The organism is Tenacibaculum sp. AWR4_210 (assembly GCF_056160945.1).
Map to the genome: position 1 here is coordinate 418,266 of NZ_JBSWYF010000002.1, position 17,511 is coordinate 435,776.

Here is a 17,511-nt window from a genome sequence, read left to right on the forward strand (position 1 = left end):
TCGTAGTTGATATTCAAAACCTCCAAATACGTTATTTGGAGGTTTTTTTTTGTTAACATAGTTTGGGAGTTTTTTAAGAAAGGAAGCCCTTTTTTAAGAGCTGTTGTTAATCCGCTGTTAAACCTTTAAAATTCAGTTGGGGAAGTGGAGGTTGAGCTGTTTTACCTACAATAATTAAAACCCAAAACAAATGAAAACTATGATGCAAAAAACGCTGCTACTCGTTGTAGCAGTTTGCTGTTTGACAGCTTGTAATGAAAAAGACACATTAGACAACCCGACAACCGATGTTAAACAGATAGCAAAACTGGTGACCTTTCACGGCAATAGGAATTCCAATACAGTTATCATCAATACACAAGGAGGCCCGGAAACGGCTTTAGATGAACGAACCTTAGGAGATATACTAACAAAAGCAGGTATTAAAGATCAAGCCTTGGTGGTGAATGTTCATCAAGTGCAAACCGCAAAACCATCCTTGTTTACCAGCCGAGAAATTAGTTTTGATCAGGCAAAAAAATACGATCAGGAGAGTGTAGCTAACCTAAAGAAGGTGGTAGACTTTTACAAGGCGCAGCCGAAGAAAAAGGTGTATGTACTCGGGATTTCTTTCGGTGCTTTTATGACCCAAGAGCTAATAGCTAATTACGGAAAGGACGTGGCAGATGGTTATTTAATTTCCGTAGGACGCCTCGATATCGACAAGGAAACTTGGGAGCCATTTAGCAAAGGGATGGTAACGCGTTATGTATTTGACGCGTCGGGAAATTATACGATCGAAGCGCACAATATACCTGGTGTTAAGCAAAAAAATATGTCAAAATTAGCGGCTGGATTAGGGTATCACAGGTATACTAAAGAATGGGCCGCTCTTAAGGACCTCTCAAAAGTAACCTATGTATACGGAGATCGAGACGCACAAGTAGGACCGTTGTCTAGCGCTGAAATTGCCTTTTTAAAATCGAAAAAAGCAAAGGTGGTTCTCGTACCTAACGGCGGACATGGAACGGCCATTGAAAAAACAGCGACGATGATGAAAACTGTTTTTAATATCAAATAACAAATGCTGTAAAAACAAAAGCCTCAACGAGTGTTGAGGCTTTTTTAGTTTTTGTTACGAATAAATGATACAGCTTAGGCTGTAGGTATGCGTTCGTCGATCATTTTTAAAGGCATATCGCCCATTAAATCGATCATGTCTAAGATATCACGTACTTTTTCCTCCTCTTCTGCTTGTTCTGTAACGAACCATTGTAAGAAGATTTCAGAGGTGAAATCACCTAACTGTCTAGAGGTTTTAAAAACGTGGTGTATGGCTTTCGTTACTTCGATTTCAGCGTCTAAAGAAGCTTCGAAAACGGCGCGTAAACTTTCAAATTCGTGAGGGACATCGGCAACGGTAGGTGACAAAGCGCTTCCACCGTTATCGTTAACAAATTTGAAGATTTTCATCATATGAGCTCTTTCCTCTTCTGCCTGCGCGTAAAAATAGGTCGCGCTATTTCTCAACTCACGTTGATCACACCAAGAAGCCATCGCTAAGTATTTTGACGAAGCTTTTTGCTCCATCATAATTTGTTTATTTAATAAATCAACGACCTCAACATGTAAGATCATATCTCTTCTGATTGCTGTTTCCATGATACTATGTTTTAGATAGTATAAAGGTACAGATTATAAGCGCGTCAAAAACGCGAAATAGTAATTTATACAAAGTCTTAGTAAGTCTTAGTAGCTGTAGGTAGTATCCTGAAAAGTGTAGGCCAAAGCTTCTTTAACAGCTAATAATTGCGCTACGTCGAGGTAGAGTACGTGCTGTTTATCAGCGACAAATAGCAATACGAAGTTGTCTCCGTTGATGAGTTCTTCTAGGGCACCTATTTCTGTAAGTTCAAGTACTTTTGCTCTGAGTGCTAACAACTGGCAAAATCTAAGCGCGATGGTTTTGTGTTCTAAAACCAACTCATAAGAATTTCTTCGGCTATAGCGTACTTGTATCGATGTATTTGAAAGGCAGATGTCCATGCTGCAAAGATATTATTTTTAATTAATCTAAAGAAGTAAAATGTGTTAATATCCTGTGAACATCAAACGGTCCTAACAAAAAAAACTCACCAATCGGTGAGTTTTTTCTTAACTATTTATCTAGAATTAAATCTTTAAAGATTTGAATAACTCTACTAATTTAGGGTTAGAAGGTCTTGGTGCATTTGCATCAACGATATTTCCTTCTGGATCTAATAAGATAAATCTTGGAATTCCAGAAACGCGGTAAGCGTCTGCAAATGACTTATCTTGCTTAGCGTATAACTGTAAACCAGTCAATTCTTTTTCAGCAACCATTTTCTTCCAAACTTCGTAATCGTTGGCTCTGTCAACAGAGATACTTACGAATTCAATGTTTTTATCGTGGAATTCCTTTTCTACTTTCTTTAAGAAAGGAATTTCATTTTTACATGGTTGACACCAAGTAGCCCACATGTCGATATATACGTATTTACCTTTTAAATCGTCTAAAGAAACTTCTCCTCCTTTGTGGTTTTCGTAGGCAACGAATTTAGGAGAGGCCATTCCTTTTGCTAGGTTCTTTTTGATATATGCCTTTTCATCATAGGCTCTTTTTAAATACTGCTTAAGATACCCTAAGTTTTGTTTTTGGTTAGCAGTAAAAGTAGAATCAAAAGTTTTGCTATCAATAAGGTCGTTGAATTCTTTTTCATAAGCAGTTACCTTTGCGTCAAATGCGTCTTGCTCTAAATCCATTAAGGTTTCGTCTTGCATGAACTTGATTTCTTTTAACGCTGCTTTTGCCAAGTAGTTACTCTCCTCTGAACCTGCTCCAGTATAGTTTACTGTTTCGTCAAATTCTTTGGTATCTAAAGTCATGTTGATATCAGCCCCATTTTTTAAGTAGGCAGTAGTCACTTCACGACCGTCAAATAAACGATATACTCCCGTAGGAATCTTCATTGTATCTTTAAAAGTACCGTCTTCTTGTACTTTAATAACTCTTTTAAATCCTAATCTAGGGTTGGCAATTACCAAAGAGTCTGAGTTTTTATTGGTGATCTTACCGCTGAAGGTAAGGTAGTCTTTAGCCTCTTTTTTGCAGGAAACAATAGCCAGGGACGCTAATGCTAAATAGAAAAATTTTTTCATCTGAGATTTAATTATAGTGTTTAATGGGTGACTAAGTTAGTAATAATTAGATAAACTGGTCCTGTTAAAATTGTATTCACTGCTGGGGAGTGGTTAAAATTCGTGTTTTGGGTCGTTTTACAGGTTGAGAGTACCTCGTTTTGCATTGTTTGGAGGACGTTTTTTTATTTTTTGTTGTTCAAAACCAGTGGGTTCTGTCGAGACTTCGGTACAAAATAGCTTCGGAGAGGTGTTGTTCTCTGAGTGTGGGGGACTGATCCAGATCGGCAATGGTACGCGATACCTTTAGTATTTTATCATAGGCTCTAGCGGACAGAGCGAGTTGTTTCATGGCAGTTTTGATGAGTGCTAAGCAAGCTGGACTCAATGCGCAGTGGTGATGTAATTGAGCACTGCTCATTTGTGCGTTGTAGTGGATGTTGGGGGATGACTGAAAGCGGATTGTTTGCAATTCGCGAGCTTGACAAACGCGTTTTCTAATAGTCTCTGAGTTTTCTGAATGATTTTTGGTCGTTAGTTTGTCAAATGGCACCGGGAGAACTTCAACATGCATGTCAATGCGATCGAGTAAAGGTCCCGATAACTTTTGCAGGTAGCGCTGCATTTCGTACGAGGAAGGAGCTGGAAATTGGTTGGAGCCGGGGAAGTACCCACTAGGACTGGGATTCATGCTGGCGATCAGCATAAAGCTACTGGGGTAATTTACGGTAAATTTTGCTCTAGAAATGGTGACATTTCTATCTTCCAGAGGTTGTCGCATGACTTCGAGTACACTGCGTTTAAACTCGGGGAGTTCATCTAGGAAGAGCACGCCGTTGTGGGCCAGTGATATCTCGCCGGGCTGGGGATATTGACCACCACCGACGAGGGCGACGTCTGAGATGGTGTGGTGAGGAGCTCTAAACGGACGAACTTGTACCAGTCCGGCATGCGATCGTACGCCGGTAACGGAATGGATTTTCGTAGTTTCCAAAGCTTCTTCAAGTGTCATGGGAGGAAGTATGGTAGGTAGTCTTTTTGCCAACATAGTTTTTCCGGCTCCGGGCGGACCAATAAGCAATAGGTTATGCCCTCCTGCGGCGGCAATTTCCATACAGCGTTTGATGCCTTCTTGGCCTTTAACATCGGAGAAATCCATAGTGTAGGCGTTGGAATATTGACAAAAAATAGCGGGGTCTGTGACTACGGTGGTGAGCGGTGTAGCTCCAGTAAAATGTTCGATGACCTCGCTGAGGTGTTGTGCGGCGAGGACTTCTATACCACTGACTACGGAGGCTTCTAAGGCATTGGGTTGGGGGAGAATGAAGTGTTTAAAACCTTCTTTCTGCATTTGAATAGCAATGGGGAGGGCTCCTTTTATGGGGTGTAAACCTCCGTCTAAGGAGAGTTCGCCCATAATAATGTATTCGTGTAGGTTAGAACAGTGTATCTGGCCAGAAGCGGCTAGTATGCCGAGGGTAATAGGAAGGTCATAGGCAGTACCTTCTTTTCGGAGATCCGCGGGAGCCATGTTGATAATGATCTTTTTTCCTGGAAGTTTGTAACCGGTGTTTTTGAGAGCGGCCATAATGCGATAAGAACTCTCTTTGACGGCATTGTCGGGAAGTCCAACAAGGTGATAGCCTATGCCCATATCAATATTGACTTCGATGGTTACGGTAGTTGCATCAATGCCAAACAGAGCTGCACCGTAGGTTTTGATAAGCATTTTTGTTTAAAAGTACGAAACTCATCAAAACCTCTAGTTTTATATGTAATAAGTGCTTGGATTGAAGTGTTTTGTTTATTGTTTTGTTTGTGAGTTAGTTAAGCGATATTTGTTTCTTCGCAATTGAATCAGAAGACCTATTTATCAAATTCAATATTTTCTTGTTTCGATTTCGTATGAGGTCTTTAAAGCTTTCGTTGTCAAAATATATTTTATTAGCTTGCCTTGTACTGTTATCATCGTTTGTTAAATGTCTGGTAAATAAGGTTTCACTATTAGAAGCTAAAATTAAATCGCTTAGTACTAGTTTACTTTTCGTGCAATCAAACAAGCTTACTTTTGTTGCTAAATGACCAGATCTAAATTTGTCAAAAAGACGATTAGTTTTTTGGTATAACACATTATCAAGTACCAAAATATAGTTTACAGAATCTAGGTTTTTTATGGTTTGATTATAACTTTTTAGAAGTTCGTCATAAGCTACATCCGTATCGAAATTAAAATGTTTTTTAAGAGTTGTTTCCTTTTTGTAGAGTACAAAATCGGTTAAGTGTCTATCTTCTGGACTGTAAACTAGGTTAGATTTGTCATAATATTTAATTCCATATACGCCTTTTTTATCCTCGTAACGATCATAATACAAATCGCTAACTACCATGCAATTATTTCGTGTTAATATAATTGTAGTGTCGAGTTTAGTCTTTTTGATTTTTAGATTTTTAAATTCGTTTATAAATATTTTCCCTTTATCAGGCCACTTTTCTATTACCCTCTTCGGTATCGATTGTACCGTTTCTTTACTATAAGCCCAATTTTTATTCAATTTAAAATCACTAGCTTTTTGTGCTTTTGTTGTGTTGATAATAAATGCATCTAGAGAGTGCTGTTTTAACTTTGCTAGACTGTCTAGTAATGTTTTTTTGTTACGGAAGTTGGATGATGAATTTTTAGTAGTATTTCCAGAACAATTTATAAGTAAAATACTACCCATTACTAAAAGACAAATTAAATGTTTAGGCATAGGATTTCATTTTGGTACCGAAAGGTATGTGATGCAATTTTATGTGGGTTAATGTAAAAATATTTTTCCTCTTTGAAAAAGTAATTACGATTGTTTTCGTCCGTATTAATGGTAGGCTGTTTTCAATTTGAAATCCGCTTGCGTAAAATTCCTCGAAATAAAATTATAGCCTAAATCACGGGTAATCGATTTGTGATTTTTGAAAGAAAATTTAAACAATCTTCCGTCTGTTACAATTTTAACTAACTCGATTTTAGGTGTTTTCTTTTCGGTTGGGGCATTCATCCAACCGGGGGAGCTTACTGTAAATCTTATTTGATATTCAGGTTGAAAATTTGTTTGGACAATCTTAGATTTTTGAATTTCAGTCGATAAATAGAAACTTTCTGACTTCTCTAAGGTTACAATCTTGGAGTCTTTTTGAAAGTAGTGGTAGTGAAGCTTAGGATAAATGGCGTCATCGTTAGGTATACTATCAAACTTTAGTTGAGTGTAAAGATTCTCGATAGGAACGTAAGCCCATACCAATTCTTTGGGACCAGATTTTCCATAGTCGTAAATGGTTTTTATTATGCGCCCATTTTTTATAAAGGTAGTTGTTATGGTTTCATCATCTGTGTGGCTTGCTGAATACACATCTGATAGACTGTCAATGGCTATATTACGAAATTTTGAGAAAATCTGAGTTTTTTGAGCACTGTTGGTTTTTGATCTATAAAAACCTAAGGGATGTATATAACCTTCGCCTTGATAATATACTTCTCCATTTTTATGTAATGAAATATCGAGTACGGGGCAAGAGCCGTAACAACCAGAACGAGAAAAGACAATTTGGTCAAAATCGAAGCTCGGAATGGAGGTTATTCTCTTTAACTCGATAAAAGTAGAATTGTTTCGTTCTAGCACCAAAGTGTTTTTTAGTAGCTTTTTTATACGCCAACTAAATTTCCAATTTTGACTGAAAGGATCTTTTATAAAAATGCTGTCTTTTCTCACTTCATAGCGAGTAGAAAGGCCTTTGTAGTTTTTTCTATACACCCCAGATGTGGAGTCTCTTTCATACCGAATAAATCCATTAAATAATTCAATTTGTGTATCCGAAAAGCTAAGGCCAAAATGTTCATTATTGTCTTTTTGTACTTTACTCCAAGACCCAACCAATAGGACTGTTTTTTTCTTTTTTTCTTCACGGCATCCCAGGGTGAAAAAAGTCAATACTAGTAGGTTAAGGCTAATTTTTGTAATTCTTTTCATGGCTAGCAATTTTTTGAATAACGGCCAGTTATCGCGATGAAGATACGATTTTTTTAAATTACGATATATTTGTTGGTCCCCATGGTACCTACCCAAAATAAGACTTCTATGCAAAGCCAGAAAATAGTTTTTAAAGACAAAGAGTTTGTGTGTTCTTTAGCATTTGTATTGCATTTAATTGGTGACAAATACAAAACACTTATCCTGTATCACCTCAAAGACGGTCCTCAACGCTCTGGAGTTTTACAAAAATCCATTGCGGGGATATCGAACAGAATGTTTAGTTATGCCATTAGAGCCCTGGAAAAGGAAGTGCTATTGATACTGTATATGTTGAACAACTATGGAGAGCGGTAGAATATGAAAATACCTACCTGAATATAGATCTGTGCCAATAGCTCAAGGAAGGCGTGAGGAATCCAAAATCAAATATCATTAAAAGTGTCTAATTCCTAAAAAAAATAGGATAATAAATCAGTTGCTAAATAATTTATTTAACTGTTTTTCTGACCTAAACTTAGAGGATAATCATAATAATTTATGCTTTTTTGTTTTTATAAATTATGAATTATTTAACCTTAAACCCTCTTGTTCCTATATAAGTCCAATCAACATCATATTTCAAAAGCTTATCTTCATATTTTTCTATAATTATAACTTTAAAATAATTGTGGTTATTTGTTATCGGTATTAGATACTGATCTTTTTTATCTTTCCAATACTTATCTTCTTTCAATTTTTGTTTAATAAATTTAAATTCATTGCTAGATAATTGATTAGTTTTTGAAATTTTGATTTTTTTTAGATTCTTAATATTACAAGTATCTATTTTATTTTTTCTTTTAGAAAATTTAAATACTTCACCTTCTATGTAAAAATATACTTTTTCATTAGACTTATTTTTTTTATGAATTTTTGAATTGAAAAGTATATACTTAATTGGTTTTAAATGTTTTTCTCCTCCTTTATGAAATACAAAATAATCATCTTTCTTTTCTTGAGAATGTGACAGAATATTACCCCCTATTAGTAAAAATAAAAACAAAAATATTTTATCCATAATTAATTACAATTTGAAGTTCCATTAAAAAAATGTTTATTTAGTATATTAGTAATGGCTTGTTGTTCGCTAGAAATCAAATTTTGCCAAGCAATAGTACTTTGGTTATTTTCTATTTCACCCAAACTAGCCCATGCTATAGCTTCATATTTTGAACGGGAAAGTCTCTTATTATCAAAACTATCATCGTGTTCGAAAATGCAGGATGAAATGAATTGTCTCTTATGTTTTCTTATTGGATGTCCAACAAGTTCATTGCTAATTTTCCTATTAATATAATAGTTTGAGTCTCTCTTTAAGTCTCCTTTGTTTATTCCACATTTGAAGATTAGTAATAACTCCTCTATGAAATCTTGTTGAACGTATATACTTTGTAATAAGCTTATTTGATTCGAAAATTTATCAGTATGAGAGTTAGAATTTCTATTGCTGAAAATTAGTTTAAAAGTATCTTGAAAGTAATCGAACATATCTCCGGAATAATTGGTTTGCACTTCTAATGTGAATTGATTCTTTTTTGGCAAAACTCATATTTCCAAATAAATGAGTTCCAAATATCAGCAATTAGGTCAAGTTTGAATGATACTTCTTCTTTCATTTCTTGATATTCTTTTTAACTTTAAAATAACTAGTTCTATGTAGACAAATATATAGGTTTGTATTCAAGGATATAATAATATTCAAGTTTGGTTTAAGAGGATTGATGTTTCTTTAGTTTATTGTCACATATATCAAGATGGGGGACTCAAACGGTAGTATCGCTTTAGGCTATCTTGGTTATAGGAATTTGTATTATTCAAGGTTTGAATCCCTATGAAATTCGATTTATACGATTTTTTTTAAATTTCGGTATATTTGTTAGTCCCCATGGTACCTACCCAAAATAAGACTTCTATGCAAAGCCAGAAAATAGTTTATAAAGGCAAAGAGTTTGTGTGTTCTTTAGCATTTGTATTGCATTTAATTGGTGACAAATACAAAACACTTATCCTGTATCACCTCAAAGACGGTCCTCAACGCTCTGGAGTTTTACAAAAATCCATTGCGGGGATATCGAACAGAATGTTTAGTTATTCCATTAGAGCCCTGGAGAAGGACGGTTTAGTAACCCGAACGGTATATCCTGAAGTTCCTCCAAAAGTAGCTTATGCATTGACGGAAGAAGGTAGGTCCTTATTGCCCGTGATCATGGCGATGGATCAATGGGGAAAAGATTTTGCTGAGCAACAGCATTTATTAGTATCAGAACGGTAAGAGTGATTACTACCAGCTATAAAAAGCAATTACTTTTCCAAAGGGAAAAGCAATTACTTGGGGTAGTTAAATGCTACCGTGAAAAAGGGGAAACAAATTGATTTCTTTGCTGAGGGGGCTGTTTGTTACTTCTGAACCAAGTTAATTATAGGCGCCAGAAGCGTAATGCAATTCATAGGCATGCGAGTAAATTTCGAATACGGTTCCGAACGGATCCTCTACATAACACATGCGATAAGGTTTTTCACCGGGGTAATAGGCCCGTATAGGCATGCGTTGTTTTCCTCCTGCTGCAACGATTTTCGCAACGAGGCCTTCGATATCGGGATCTTGAACAGAAAAATGAAAGAGTCCTGAATGAAAAGGTTGAAATTGGGCTGTGGTTTTTCTACTGGAATTAAACTCAAATAATTCGATTCCGATGCCATCGCTTGTAGCTAAGTGTGCAATTTTAAATGATTTCCACCCAGTACCAAATACGTCGCTACACATAATACCGATAGGGGTTTCGTTTTCTTCATTGATCATTGTTGGAGGCATGATACAGTAAAAACCGAGTATTTCTGTATAAAAGCGTACCGCAGCTTCCAAATCGGGGACAGTGATACCGATATGGGAAAAGGCTCGCGGATAGCTCGTTGTTTTTTCGGGGGTAGTTTTCATGTTTTTGTGGTTGTAATACAGTTTATGTTCAGCCGTTGGTATTCCATTGCGCAAAGGAGGTAGTGCTGTTTTGAGGCAAAGTAAGTGTTAAAATGTCTGCTGGGCAAGAGGTTACATTTTTTGCACATGGTTACACAGATGTGAGTTTTGTTGATTTTTAGCACGTTATCGACGAAAAAAAAATGAAAAAAAAGAGAAGGTTAGTCTAGCGTAAAGGGGGAGTTATTGCTTAGCATTTAGCGGTAACGATAAAATAATTGCTTACTATAAAATACGCGAAAATTACTGAGTATCATACTATTTTTAGTAAAAAAACGTTAAAATAATTGTATTCTTAACATTAGTTTTTTGTTTTAATAACAATTATCTCTAAATTTACGGAGCTCCCATTGCGAATTTTTCAATTTAGAAAGGAGCAGGCTATATACTTTTTTTGATTGTTTTCCGCGAGTTTTCGTCGTCGAACATATACTGCGCAGTAAATTACTGAGTCTTCAGTGAATACTGCTGCACTGCTACACACTAAAAAATAACTTATGATGGAAAAAGAAAAATTCACAGTGCTCATTGTGAATGATTACCCCTTGGTATGTGAAGCTTATAAGAAAGCTTTTCTGCAAGTACAAGATTGCTGTAATTGTGGGATTTTCAATTTTGTGGAAGCGCATAGTTATGACCAAGGAGTACACATTGTTCAGCATTATGTACAAACCAATGCTAAAATTGATTTGGCCTTCTTGGATCTTAAATTGCCCTCTGCTGAAAATAGCAAAATGATTTCAGGAGAAGATTTAGGAATCTACATTCGAGATAAATTGCCAAACTGCCGCGTGGTCATTTCGACAACCAATGACAACAAATACATTATTCACAGCGTATTTAGATCAACGAACCCAGATGGACTTCTCATTAAAAGTGATATCTCTTTTAATGAATTGACCCAAGCCATTCAGGAAGTCATACACGACCCGCCTTACTACAGTAAAACCGTCTTAAAATTGTTGAGGAAAAAAGTCTCTGTGGAGTTCTTTTTGGACGATGTAGACCGCAAAATTTTGTACGAATTGTCTAACGGAGCAAAAGTAAAAGACATGTTGGGATATATTCCCCTTTCCGTTGCCGCTATTGAAAAAAGAAAACGACACTTAAAAAAAATGTTCAACGTTAAAGAACGTGGACATAGAGAATTGATAATGAAGGCCAAAGAAAGTGGCTTCATTTAAGACGGTAAAAGTAAGTGGTGTATATCCTTACTTTTTTTATTGAAAAAATATAAAATTTATATTTTTTTAAGTATAAATTTGGAAATACTGTAATAAATAGCTAAAACTAAAACAACATTGAAAAATTCTATCAGCAGCTTAGTTGCTCAATTACTACGTAAAAATAAAATCCCATTTGATAAAGAAGAGTTGGATTTTCAAATCCAAAGTCACCCTTCTTATCCCAGTTTACATGCAATTACAGGAGTATTGGACCATTTTTCTATCGAGAATATCGCAGCGGATATTCCTGTAAATAAAGAAACATTGGTACAATTACCACCGTCCTACATGGCTCAAGTGAAATCTGAGCGCGAAGGGTCGGAGTTAGTAATCGTAGAACGAAAAGGCACCAATTATACCTTGTATCCTGCAGAGGGTAAAAAGGAGAGCATGCATGACGAGATGTTTTTACAGCGATTTACAGGAATTATTGTAGCCGTTGAAAAAACGGATACCGTTGAAAAACCCAAAACAAAAAACACGCTGAGTTACCTTTTGTTGGCTGGTTTTATGACCTTAGTAGCTGCAGTGTTGTTTGTAAATTCAGCCGAATTATTGGAAACAGCTCACTGGGGACTTTCAGTTGTGGGCTTGGTGGTGAGCTTGGCAATTTTTAAACAGGAATTAGGACTGCAATCTACTATTGGAAATGCCTTCTGTTCAGGAGTGGACGATAAAAAGGATTGTGATGCCGTATTGACGTCTAAAGGAGCTGAGATTTTTAAAGGAGTTAAGTTAAGTGATTTAAGTATGTTGTACTTCGGTGTATTGAGTATCGCTGGAGTGGTGTTGATGCATAATTTATCACTGGTTTATGCAGTGAGTCTACTCGCAATTCCGATGACAGTCTATTCTATATATTACCAGTATGCCGTTGTAAAAAAGTGGTGTATGCTTTGTTTGAGTTTAGTAGCAGTGCTCTGGGTTCAGGCAGCATTGTCTTGGCAACCCTTTATTAATGAGTTCTCGTGGAATTTAATTGACGGACTTGTTTTTGCTTTGATAGGTGTAGGAAGTATTGGGGTATGGAAGTCGGTAAAACCATTGTTGGTTGAGGTAACTTCATTGCGTAAAAGTAAAATTGAGAATGTTAAGTTTAAACGTAACTACGGAATATTTGAGACACTGTTGAGAAAGTCACCTGTATTGCAGACGGAAATCCCAGGGAGTGAAGAAATTGTTTTTGGTAATCCGATGTCTAGCTTAGAATTAGTGATCGTAACGAACCCGTTTTGTGGTCATTGTAAGCCGGTACACAAGCAAGTAGATGCTCTGCTAGCGAGGTTTAAGAATTTTGTAAAAATCAAAATTCGCTTCAACGTTCCTACAGGGACTCCTGATGCGGATGTGGTGAAAATTACATCGAGACTTTTGGAAATCTACAAGGATAAAGGGCAACACGAATGTTTAAAAGCCATGAATGAGATTTATGAAAAGGGGAATGCTGAACGCTGGTTGCAGAAATGGGGAAGTTGCGCATTTCCTGAACATCAGTTAAGTGAATTGGAACGTCAAAACAACTGGTGTGCTGATAACGCCATTAATTTTACTCCAGAAATATTAATTAACGGAATGTCGTATCCTAAAGAGTACGATAGGTCTGACCTTATTTTCTTTATAGAAGAACTGGAAGAAAGCAGCGCTCAAGCTGCCAAAACATTATAAAAAAAACCAAAGCACAAAAGCTTTGGTTTCGAACAATATTCTCTCGCGAAGAATAGACACACTCGGTGAGTGTCTTTAAATGTTCACCGCAAATGTAATCTTAATATTTCAATAATGAAAAACATCATTAAAACTTTAGGAAAAGAATTAGAAACAGGGCAGTTGCGGGAAATTCAAGGTGGAAATTTTTTACAGTGTATTGCCTGTATGGACAACTGTAGAATGACGAGCAGAGATCGTATAGAATTAGGAAATTGTATGGACAATTGCAGAGCAATGTCGTATTGTCAAATATAAATTTTTCTAAAAAAAAGAGAAGTTAATGAAAACTAGTATCAAAAATCTCGGTGTAGCCTTGGCTAAAGAGCAGCAACAACAAATACTCGGAGGAAATCCGGTATTGTGTTTTGAATGTATCAATCAGTGTCGTTTCAATAATTCGACCAAAGAGGATTTTGCGAACTGTATGGAAGCATGCAGGTTGAGTCCGGTGTGTCAATAAGTAACACGCCCTAAAATAACCCTGCGCGAAGCGCTAAACTAAAAACTAAAACTAATTATGAAAACGAATTTAAAAAATTTAGGGACTGAATTGTCTAAGCAAGCACAACGTGCTGTAATGGCCGGATTTGGTCCTTGGCCAACAAATGAGCAAGATTGTTTGGCCTGTGGAGGTGAATGGGGAGGTTTATGTGCCTTACCAATAGATTCTCCGTGTTTATAAGCTAACTGTTAACCAAAAAAACTTTTAAAAATGAAAAAACATCTTATATCTTTAGGAACTGAACTAAGTAAAGACACCTGTAAAGCTATTAATGGTGGTAACAACCGCTTTGTTTGTAGAGCTGGGTACATCAATGATACGGATACCTGCCGTAGAGGGTACTACCCACATCCAGTTTACGGAGCAGTAGTGTGTTGTAGAAGTTAAAAAAAATAAAAAAAGATCAAATTTCTTTGAAAAAGTTTCCGAATTACCAACAAACTGAGGCTAAAGATTGTGGCCCTACTTGTATTAAGATTATTGCCAAACACTATGGAAAAACCATTAACACACAGCAACTTCGACAACTGAGTGAAACGACTCGTGAAGGGAGTAGCTTGTTAGGTTTGAGTGAGGCAGTAGAGTCGATAGGTTTTAAATCTTTGGGTTTAAAATTGGCCTATGATAAATTAAAAGAGGCACCCTTACCTTGTATTTTACATTGGAATAAAAACCACTATGTAGTACTGTACAAAATTAAACGTGATAAGGTGTATATTTCTGATCCAGCTCATGGTCTACTGGTGTATACCAAAGAAGAGTTCATAGAAAATTGGATAGGAAATAACGCCGATGAATTCACGGAAGAAGGAATTGCCTTGATCGTAGAGCCCACTCCTAATTTTTACCAAGAAGAGTTTGAGGAAGACGAAGAATTTGGTTTTTCATTTATTTTTAAATACCTCATTAAGTACAAACGCTTTATTATTCAGTTAATTATAGGGTTGTTAGCTGGGAGTTTATTACAGCTAATATTGCCTTTTTTAACGCAAAGTGTGGTCGATGTAGGTATAGAAAATCAGGATATCAACTTTGTGTACTTGATATTAGTAGCACAATTGTTTTTATTTTTAGGAAAGGCATCGTTAGAGATTATTCGCAGTTGGATTTTGCTGCACCTGAGTACCAGGATTAACATTTCGCTAATTTCGGATTTCTTTATTAAGTTAATGAAATTACCGATTTCGTATTTCGACGTGCGGATGACCGGTGATTTGTTGCAGCGAATTAATGACCATCAGCGTATTGAACGCATACTGACGACCTCGTCTTTAACGGTGCTCTTTTCCTTTTTCAATTTGATCGTATTCAGTTTAGTACTGGGCTATTACAGTATGCAAATTTTTGGCGTTTTTGTGTTGGGAAGCATCTTGTATTTTACCTGGGTTTTGTTCTTTTTTAAAAAACGTAGAGAGTTAGATTACAAAAAGTTTAGTCAGGTCAGTCAAGAACAGAGTAAGGTGATTGAATTGATTAACGGAATGCAAGAAATTAAGTTGCACAACGCTGAAAGGAGAATGCGTTGGAACTGGGAGTACGTGCAAGCACGACTTTTTAAAGTAGCAACCAAGAGTTTAGCACTAGAACAAACTCAGAGTGTAGGGTCAAACCTGATCAATGAGCTAAAGAATATGTTAGTGACTATCTTATCTGCGAAGTTAGTTATTGACGGTAATATTACACTCGGTATGATGATGGCGATCAGTTATATCGTAGGTCAGTTAAACGGTCCCATCGTTCAACTCATAAACTTTATGAGAGACCTACAGGACGCACAGATTTCCTTAGATCGTTTGGGAGAAATTCATCACATGGAGGAGGAAGAAAAACCGGGAGATGAAAAGGTAATGCAGATCCCCGACAGTGCTATACGTTTGTCAAAGGTGACCTTTAGATATACAGGAGGGTTAGAGCCTGTATTAAAAGATCTCAGTTTAGAGATTCCTGCCAACAAAACTACGGCTATTGTAGGAGTGAGCGGAAGTGGGAAGTCGACCTTGATGAAGCTATTGCTAGGTTTTTATCAAATTGATGCCGGTGAAATTTCAGTGGGCCAATTTAATTTGAGAAATATTTCGCAGAAGGAATGGAGGAGAAATTGTGGAGTGGTGATGCAAGAAGGGTATATATTTAATGATACTATTGCTAAAAATATTGCCGTTGGGGAAGATTTTGTAGATAAAGAAAAATTGTTACACGCCATTGATGTGGCGAATATCGGAGATTATATAGAAGGATTACCCCTGGGCTTAAACACCAAAATAGGGAGTGAAGGAAACGGTTTGAGTACCGGTCAAAAACAGCGATTACTCATTGCAAGATCGGTGTATAAGAACCCAAAATACCTGTTTTTTGATGAAGCAACTAGTGCCTTAGATGCTAATAATGAAAAGGTGATTATGGAGAATCTCAATACCTTTTTTAAGGATAAAACGGCTGTTGTCATTGCCCACCGTTTGAGTACGGTTAAAAATGCTCATCAGATTGTGGTGTTGGATAAGGGAAAGATTATAGAGCAAGGAAACCACAGTGAATTGATTGCCTTACAAGGTGCGTATTACCACCTGGTAAAGAATCAATTGAATTTAGGAAAGTAAGTACCATACTAAACATATTTTTTTCGCGAGGAATAGACACAGTCCCTGAGTGTCTTTAAGTGTTCAGGGGAATTTCAAATCTTATTTTAATAGTGATGACTAAAACTATAGAAACGTTGGGAACCTCTCTGAGTAGAGCGGAACAACAAAAGATTAATGGAGGACTCCGTTATTGTGAACAACACACGGATTGCCCACCCTCAACAGGTTGCTGTGCTACCCACAATTTATGTATGGCTCCTTGGATGTATAATAAATTTTGTTAAGAATTATGAAAAAGTCTGTATTACAAAACTTAGGAAAGGTTCTTAACAAGCAAGAACAAAAAGAGGTTAACGGAGGTAGAAGAGGATTCTGCTTCGGTTTGTTTTTCTGTGCATTTGATTGTGCAGATGGTGATCGTTGTGCTGTGCCAAATGGTTCAGGAGGAGCGAATATGGGTACCATAGTTAATGGTCAGTGTTGTTTATAAAATAAAAAAGAGTATGAAAAAAATTGAAAATCTAGGGAGTGCCCTAACAACTAGTCAGCAACGAAATATTAATGGAGGTAACGGCGGATTTAAGCCGGGATGTTATGAATATCCTGATGCATCTGTTGATTGTATTAGCCCTTGGGTATATATAGAAGGTTGTGGAATGACCTGTAAGGTACGTTACGACGAAGGTGGCGGACGTTCTTAGTCTTTGCTACTTGAAAATTCCTAGTATGAATCAAAATAGTAGTCATTTTTAGCACTACTAGATCAAAAAATAAGAATATGAAAAATATAAAATCATTAGGAAAAAAGCTCTCTGTAAATGAGCAACAAGGAATTAACGGAGGTTCAGGATATCCTGGTCCTGGTTGTTATGAATACCCAACCGCCGAAGTGAATTGTGCGAGCCCTTGGGTATATATTTCAGGCTGTGGATTTATTTGTAAAATCGCAGCTGGTGGTGATTTAGATCCAAGGTAAACCCAGTACGACCTAGCGTCGATAATTATTATTAACAAGCCAAGGAGGTGCTTGCTTCCTTGGTTATTAAAAATTTAGTTAACGAGTACCGAGCCTTCGGTACTGTAATATAAAAGCTTATGAATACCTTAAAAAAATTGGGTTTACCCCTGAGTAAATCTGTACAAAAAACGATCCACGGAGGGGGAGGAGTACCTCCGAGAGGATGTTACCCAGAACCCGTAGCTGACGTAGATTGTGTATTGCCTTGGCAGTACGTTCCTGGCTGTGGTTATGTGTGTTTGTCACGCCCAGGTGATGGACCTAATGGAGATTATTAGAATCAATTAATACTAACTGAGTTAGCGGTATCCTTAATACCGC

General features: G+C 36.7%; 24 protein-coding genes. 15 read left to right on the forward strand and 9 right to left on the reverse strand.

Annotated features, from left to right (window positions below; genetic code table 11):
- Positions 1-190: 190 nt before the first annotated feature.
- Positions 191-1,060 carry an alpha/beta fold hydrolase gene (locus tag ACXAG7_RS05260; protein WP_476666188.1) on the forward strand — a complete coding sequence of 290 codons (870 nt, stop codon included), beginning with the start codon at positions 191-193 and terminating at the stop codon, positions 1,058-1,060.
- A gap of 74 nt (positions 1,061-1,134) precedes the next feature.
- On the opposite strand, the gene ACXAG7_RS05265 is transcribed toward ACXAG7_RS05260, so the two are convergent.
- The 6 genes from ACXAG7_RS05265 to ACXAG7_RS05290 form a co-directional block, all read right to left on the reverse strand.
- Positions 1,135-1,641: a ferritin gene (locus ACXAG7_RS05265; protein ID WP_408042151.1), complete on the reverse strand. Its 507-nt coding sequence runs from the start codon at positions 1,639-1,641 to the stop codon at positions 1,135-1,137.
- Positions 1,642-1,728: 87 nt separating this feature from the next.
- Positions 1,729-2,025 carry a hypothetical protein gene (locus ACXAG7_RS05270; protein ID WP_408042152.1) on the reverse strand — a complete coding sequence of 99 codons (297 nt, stop codon included), beginning with the start codon at positions 2,023-2,025 and terminating at the stop codon, positions 1,729-1,731.
- Between the two features lie 126 nt (positions 2,026-2,151).
- On the reverse strand, positions 2,152-3,159 hold the full coding sequence (locus tag ACXAG7_RS05275; RefSeq protein ID WP_476666189.1) for a TlpA family protein disulfide reductase: 1,008 nt from the start codon (positions 3,157-3,159) through the stop codon (positions 2,152-2,154).
- A 178-nt stretch (positions 3,160-3,337) separates the two neighbouring features.
- Complete coding sequence (locus ACXAG7_RS05280) at positions 3,338-4,867, reverse strand: YifB family Mg chelatase-like AAA ATPase (protein ID WP_476666190.1); 1,530 nt, start codon at positions 4,865-4,867, stop codon at positions 3,338-3,340.
- A 94-nt stretch (positions 4,868-4,961) separates the two neighbouring features.
- Entirely contained in the window at positions 4,962-5,888 is a 927-nt protein-coding gene (locus ACXAG7_RS05285) for a hypothetical protein (protein WP_476666191.1), read from the reverse strand.
- Between the two features lie 105 nt (positions 5,889-5,993).
- Positions 5,994-7,142, reverse strand: a complete 1,149-nt coding sequence (locus ACXAG7_RS05290; RefSeq protein WP_476666192.1) for a DUF6438 domain-containing protein — start codon at positions 7,140-7,142, stop codon at positions 5,994-5,996.
- A 108-nt stretch (positions 7,143-7,250) separates the two neighbouring features.
- Here ACXAG7_RS05290 and ACXAG7_RS05295 point away from each other — a divergent pair, with 108 nt between their 5' ends.
- Positions 7,251-7,499 (forward strand): winged helix-turn-helix transcriptional regulator, encoded by a 249-nt coding sequence (locus ACXAG7_RS05295; protein WP_476666193.1) that lies wholly within the window; start codon positions 7,251-7,253, stop codon positions 7,497-7,499.
- A 211-nt stretch (positions 7,500-7,710) separates the two neighbouring features.
- On the opposite strand, the gene ACXAG7_RS05300 is transcribed toward ACXAG7_RS05295, so the two are convergent.
- Both ACXAG7_RS05300 and ACXAG7_RS05305 read right to left on the reverse strand, forming a co-directional pair.
- On the reverse strand, positions 7,711-8,202 hold the full coding sequence (locus ACXAG7_RS05300; RefSeq protein WP_476666194.1) for a hypothetical protein: 492 nt from the start codon (positions 8,200-8,202) through the stop codon (positions 7,711-7,713).
- A gap of 2 nt (positions 8,203-8,204) precedes the next feature.
- Positions 8,205-8,726 carry a hypothetical protein gene (locus ACXAG7_RS05305; protein ID WP_476666195.1) on the reverse strand — a complete coding sequence of 174 codons (522 nt, stop codon included), beginning with the start codon at positions 8,724-8,726 and terminating at the stop codon, positions 8,205-8,207.
- Positions 8,727-9,096: 370 nt separating this feature from the next.
- Between ACXAG7_RS05305 and ACXAG7_RS05310 the strand changes: the two genes are divergently transcribed.
- Positions 9,097-9,456, forward strand: a complete 360-nt coding sequence (locus ACXAG7_RS05310; RefSeq protein ID WP_476666196.1) for a winged helix-turn-helix transcriptional regulator — start codon at positions 9,097-9,099, stop codon at positions 9,454-9,456.
- 141 nt (positions 9,457-9,597) lie between these two features.
- On the opposite strand, the gene ACXAG7_RS05315 is transcribed toward ACXAG7_RS05310, so the two are convergent.
- Positions 9,598-10,119 carry a lactoylglutathione lyase family protein gene (locus ACXAG7_RS05315; RefSeq protein WP_476666197.1) on the reverse strand — a complete coding sequence of 174 codons (522 nt, stop codon included), beginning with the start codon at positions 10,117-10,119 and terminating at the stop codon, positions 9,598-9,600.
- A gap of 536 nt (positions 10,120-10,655) precedes the next feature.
- Here ACXAG7_RS05315 and ACXAG7_RS05320 point away from each other — a divergent pair.
- The 12 genes from ACXAG7_RS05320 to ACXAG7_RS05375 all read left to right on the forward strand — a co-directional run bounded on the left by ACXAG7_RS05320 (position 10,656) and on the right by ACXAG7_RS05375 (position 17,468).
- Positions 10,656-11,342: a response regulator gene (locus ACXAG7_RS05320; RefSeq protein WP_408042162.1), complete on the forward strand. Its 687-nt coding sequence runs from the start codon at positions 10,656-10,658 to the stop codon at positions 11,340-11,342.
- A gap of 117 nt (positions 11,343-11,459) precedes the next feature.
- On the forward strand, positions 11,460-13,049 hold the full coding sequence (locus ACXAG7_RS05325) for a vitamin K epoxide reductase family protein (protein ID WP_408042163.1): 1,590 nt from the start codon (positions 11,460-11,462) through the stop codon (positions 13,047-13,049).
- 114 nt (positions 13,050-13,163) lie between these two features.
- Complete coding sequence (locus ACXAG7_RS05330) at positions 13,164-13,346, forward strand: hypothetical protein (RefSeq protein WP_408042164.1); 183 nt, start codon at positions 13,164-13,166, stop codon at positions 13,344-13,346.
- A gap of 25 nt (positions 13,347-13,371) precedes the next feature.
- Positions 13,372-13,551 (forward strand): hypothetical protein, encoded by a 180-nt coding sequence (locus ACXAG7_RS05335; protein WP_476666198.1) that lies wholly within the window; start codon positions 13,372-13,374, stop codon positions 13,549-13,551.
- Between the two features lie 57 nt (positions 13,552-13,608).
- Positions 13,609-13,773 (forward strand): hypothetical protein, encoded by a 165-nt coding sequence (locus ACXAG7_RS05340; RefSeq protein ID WP_476666199.1) that lies wholly within the window; start codon positions 13,609-13,611, stop codon positions 13,771-13,773.
- A gap of 30 nt (positions 13,774-13,803) precedes the next feature.
- The gene (locus ACXAG7_RS05345) at positions 13,804-13,980 is read left to right on the forward strand and encodes a hypothetical protein (protein ID WP_408042167.1); all 177 of its coding nucleotides are present in this window, start codon (positions 13,804-13,806) and stop codon (positions 13,978-13,980) included.
- Positions 13,981-14,006: 26 nt separating this feature from the next.
- On the forward strand, positions 14,007-16,190 hold the full coding sequence (locus tag ACXAG7_RS05350) for a peptidase domain-containing ABC transporter (RefSeq protein ID WP_408042168.1): 2,184 nt from the start codon (positions 14,007-14,009) through the stop codon (positions 16,188-16,190).
- A 95-nt stretch (positions 16,191-16,285) separates the two neighbouring features.
- A complete protein-coding gene (locus tag ACXAG7_RS05355) occupies positions 16,286-16,456 on the forward strand; it encodes a hypothetical protein (protein WP_408042169.1) in 171 nt (56 codons plus the stop codon).
- Between the two features lie 5 nt (positions 16,457-16,461).
- Positions 16,462-16,662, forward strand: a complete 201-nt coding sequence (locus tag ACXAG7_RS05360) for a hypothetical protein (RefSeq protein WP_408042170.1) — start codon at positions 16,462-16,464, stop codon at positions 16,660-16,662.
- Between the two features lie 13 nt (positions 16,663-16,675).
- Complete coding sequence (locus tag ACXAG7_RS05365; protein ID WP_476666200.1) at positions 16,676-16,873, forward strand: hypothetical protein; 198 nt, start codon at positions 16,676-16,678, stop codon at positions 16,871-16,873.
- A gap of 77 nt (positions 16,874-16,950) precedes the next feature.
- Complete coding sequence (locus tag ACXAG7_RS05370; protein ID WP_476666201.1) at positions 16,951-17,148, forward strand: hypothetical protein; 198 nt, start codon at positions 16,951-16,953, stop codon at positions 17,146-17,148.
- Positions 17,149-17,267: 119 nt separating this feature from the next.
- Positions 17,268-17,468, forward strand: coding sequence for a hypothetical protein (locus ACXAG7_RS05375; RefSeq protein WP_476666202.1), 201 nt, complete (start codon positions 17,268-17,270; stop codon positions 17,466-17,468).
- Positions 17,469-17,511 lie beyond the last annotated feature (43 nt).

Bases quoted from the DNA above. Each gene is read 5' to 3' on its own strand.
- ACXAG7_RS05290 (WP_476666192.1), bottom strand. From the start codon at position 7,142: ATGAAAAGAATTACAAAAATTAGCCTTAACCTACTAGTATTGACTTTT.
- ACXAG7_RS05285 (WP_476666191.1), bottom strand. From the start codon at position 5,888: ATGCCTAAACATTTAATTTGTCTTTTAGTAATGGGTAGTATTTTACTT.
- ACXAG7_RS05335 (WP_476666198.1), top strand. From the start codon at position 13,372: ATGAAAACTAGTATCAAAAATCTCGGTGTAGCCTTGGCTAAAGAGCAG.
- ACXAG7_RS05270 (WP_408042152.1), bottom strand. From the start codon at position 2,025: ATGGACATCTGCCTTTCAAATACATCGATACAAGTACGCTATAGCCGA.
- ACXAG7_RS05260 (WP_476666188.1), top strand. From the start codon at position 191: ATGAAAACTATGATGCAAAAAACGCTGCTACTCGTTGTAGCAGTTTGC.
- ACXAG7_RS05275 (WP_476666189.1), bottom strand. From the start codon at position 3,159: ATGAAAAAATTTTTCTATTTAGCATTAGCGTCCCTGGCTATTGTTTCC.
- ACXAG7_RS05370 (WP_476666201.1), top strand. From the start codon at position 16,951: ATGAAAAATATAAAATCATTAGGAAAAAAGCTCTCTGTAAATGAGCAA.
- ACXAG7_RS05330 (WP_408042164.1), top strand. From the start codon at position 13,164: ATGAAAAACATCATTAAAACTTTAGGAAAAGAATTAGAAACAGGGCAG.
- ACXAG7_RS05365 (WP_476666200.1), top strand. From the start codon at position 16,676: ATGAAAAAAATTGAAAATCTAGGGAGTGCCCTAACAACTAGTCAGCAA.
- ACXAG7_RS05295 (WP_476666193.1), top strand. From the start codon at position 7,251: ATGCAAAGCCAGAAAATAGTTTTTAAAGACAAAGAGTTTGTGTGTTCT.
- ACXAG7_RS05310 (WP_476666196.1), top strand. From the start codon at position 9,097: ATGCAAAGCCAGAAAATAGTTTATAAAGGCAAAGAGTTTGTGTGTTCT.
- ACXAG7_RS05340 (WP_476666199.1), top strand. From the start codon at position 13,609: ATGAAAACGAATTTAAAAAATTTAGGGACTGAATTGTCTAAGCAAGCA.
- ACXAG7_RS05265 (WP_408042151.1), bottom strand. From the start codon at position 1,641: ATGGAAACAGCAATCAGAAGAGATATGATCTTACATGTTGAGGTCGTT.
- ACXAG7_RS05320 (WP_408042162.1), top strand. From the start codon at position 10,656: ATGATGGAAAAAGAAAAATTCACAGTGCTCATTGTGAATGATTACCCC.
- ACXAG7_RS05345 (WP_408042167.1), top strand. From the start codon at position 13,804: ATGAAAAAACATCTTATATCTTTAGGAACTGAACTAAGTAAAGACACC.
- ACXAG7_RS05360 (WP_408042170.1), top strand. From the start codon at position 16,462: ATGAAAAAGTCTGTATTACAAAACTTAGGAAAGGTTCTTAACAAGCAA.
- ACXAG7_RS05280 (WP_476666190.1), bottom strand. From the start codon at position 4,867: ATGCTTATCAAAACCTACGGTGCAGCTCTGTTTGGCATTGATGCAACT.
- ACXAG7_RS05375 (WP_476666202.1), top strand. From the start codon at position 17,268: ATGAATACCTTAAAAAAATTGGGTTTACCCCTGAGTAAATCTGTACAA.
- ACXAG7_RS05315 (WP_476666197.1), bottom strand. From the start codon at position 10,119: ATGAAAACTACCCCCGAAAAAACAACGAGCTATCCGCGAGCCTTTTCC.
- ACXAG7_RS05355 (WP_408042169.1), top strand. From the start codon at position 16,286: ATGACTAAAACTATAGAAACGTTGGGAACCTCTCTGAGTAGAGCGGAA.
- ACXAG7_RS05300 (WP_476666194.1), bottom strand. From the start codon at position 8,202: ATGGATAAAATATTTTTGTTTTTATTTTTACTAATAGGGGGTAATATT.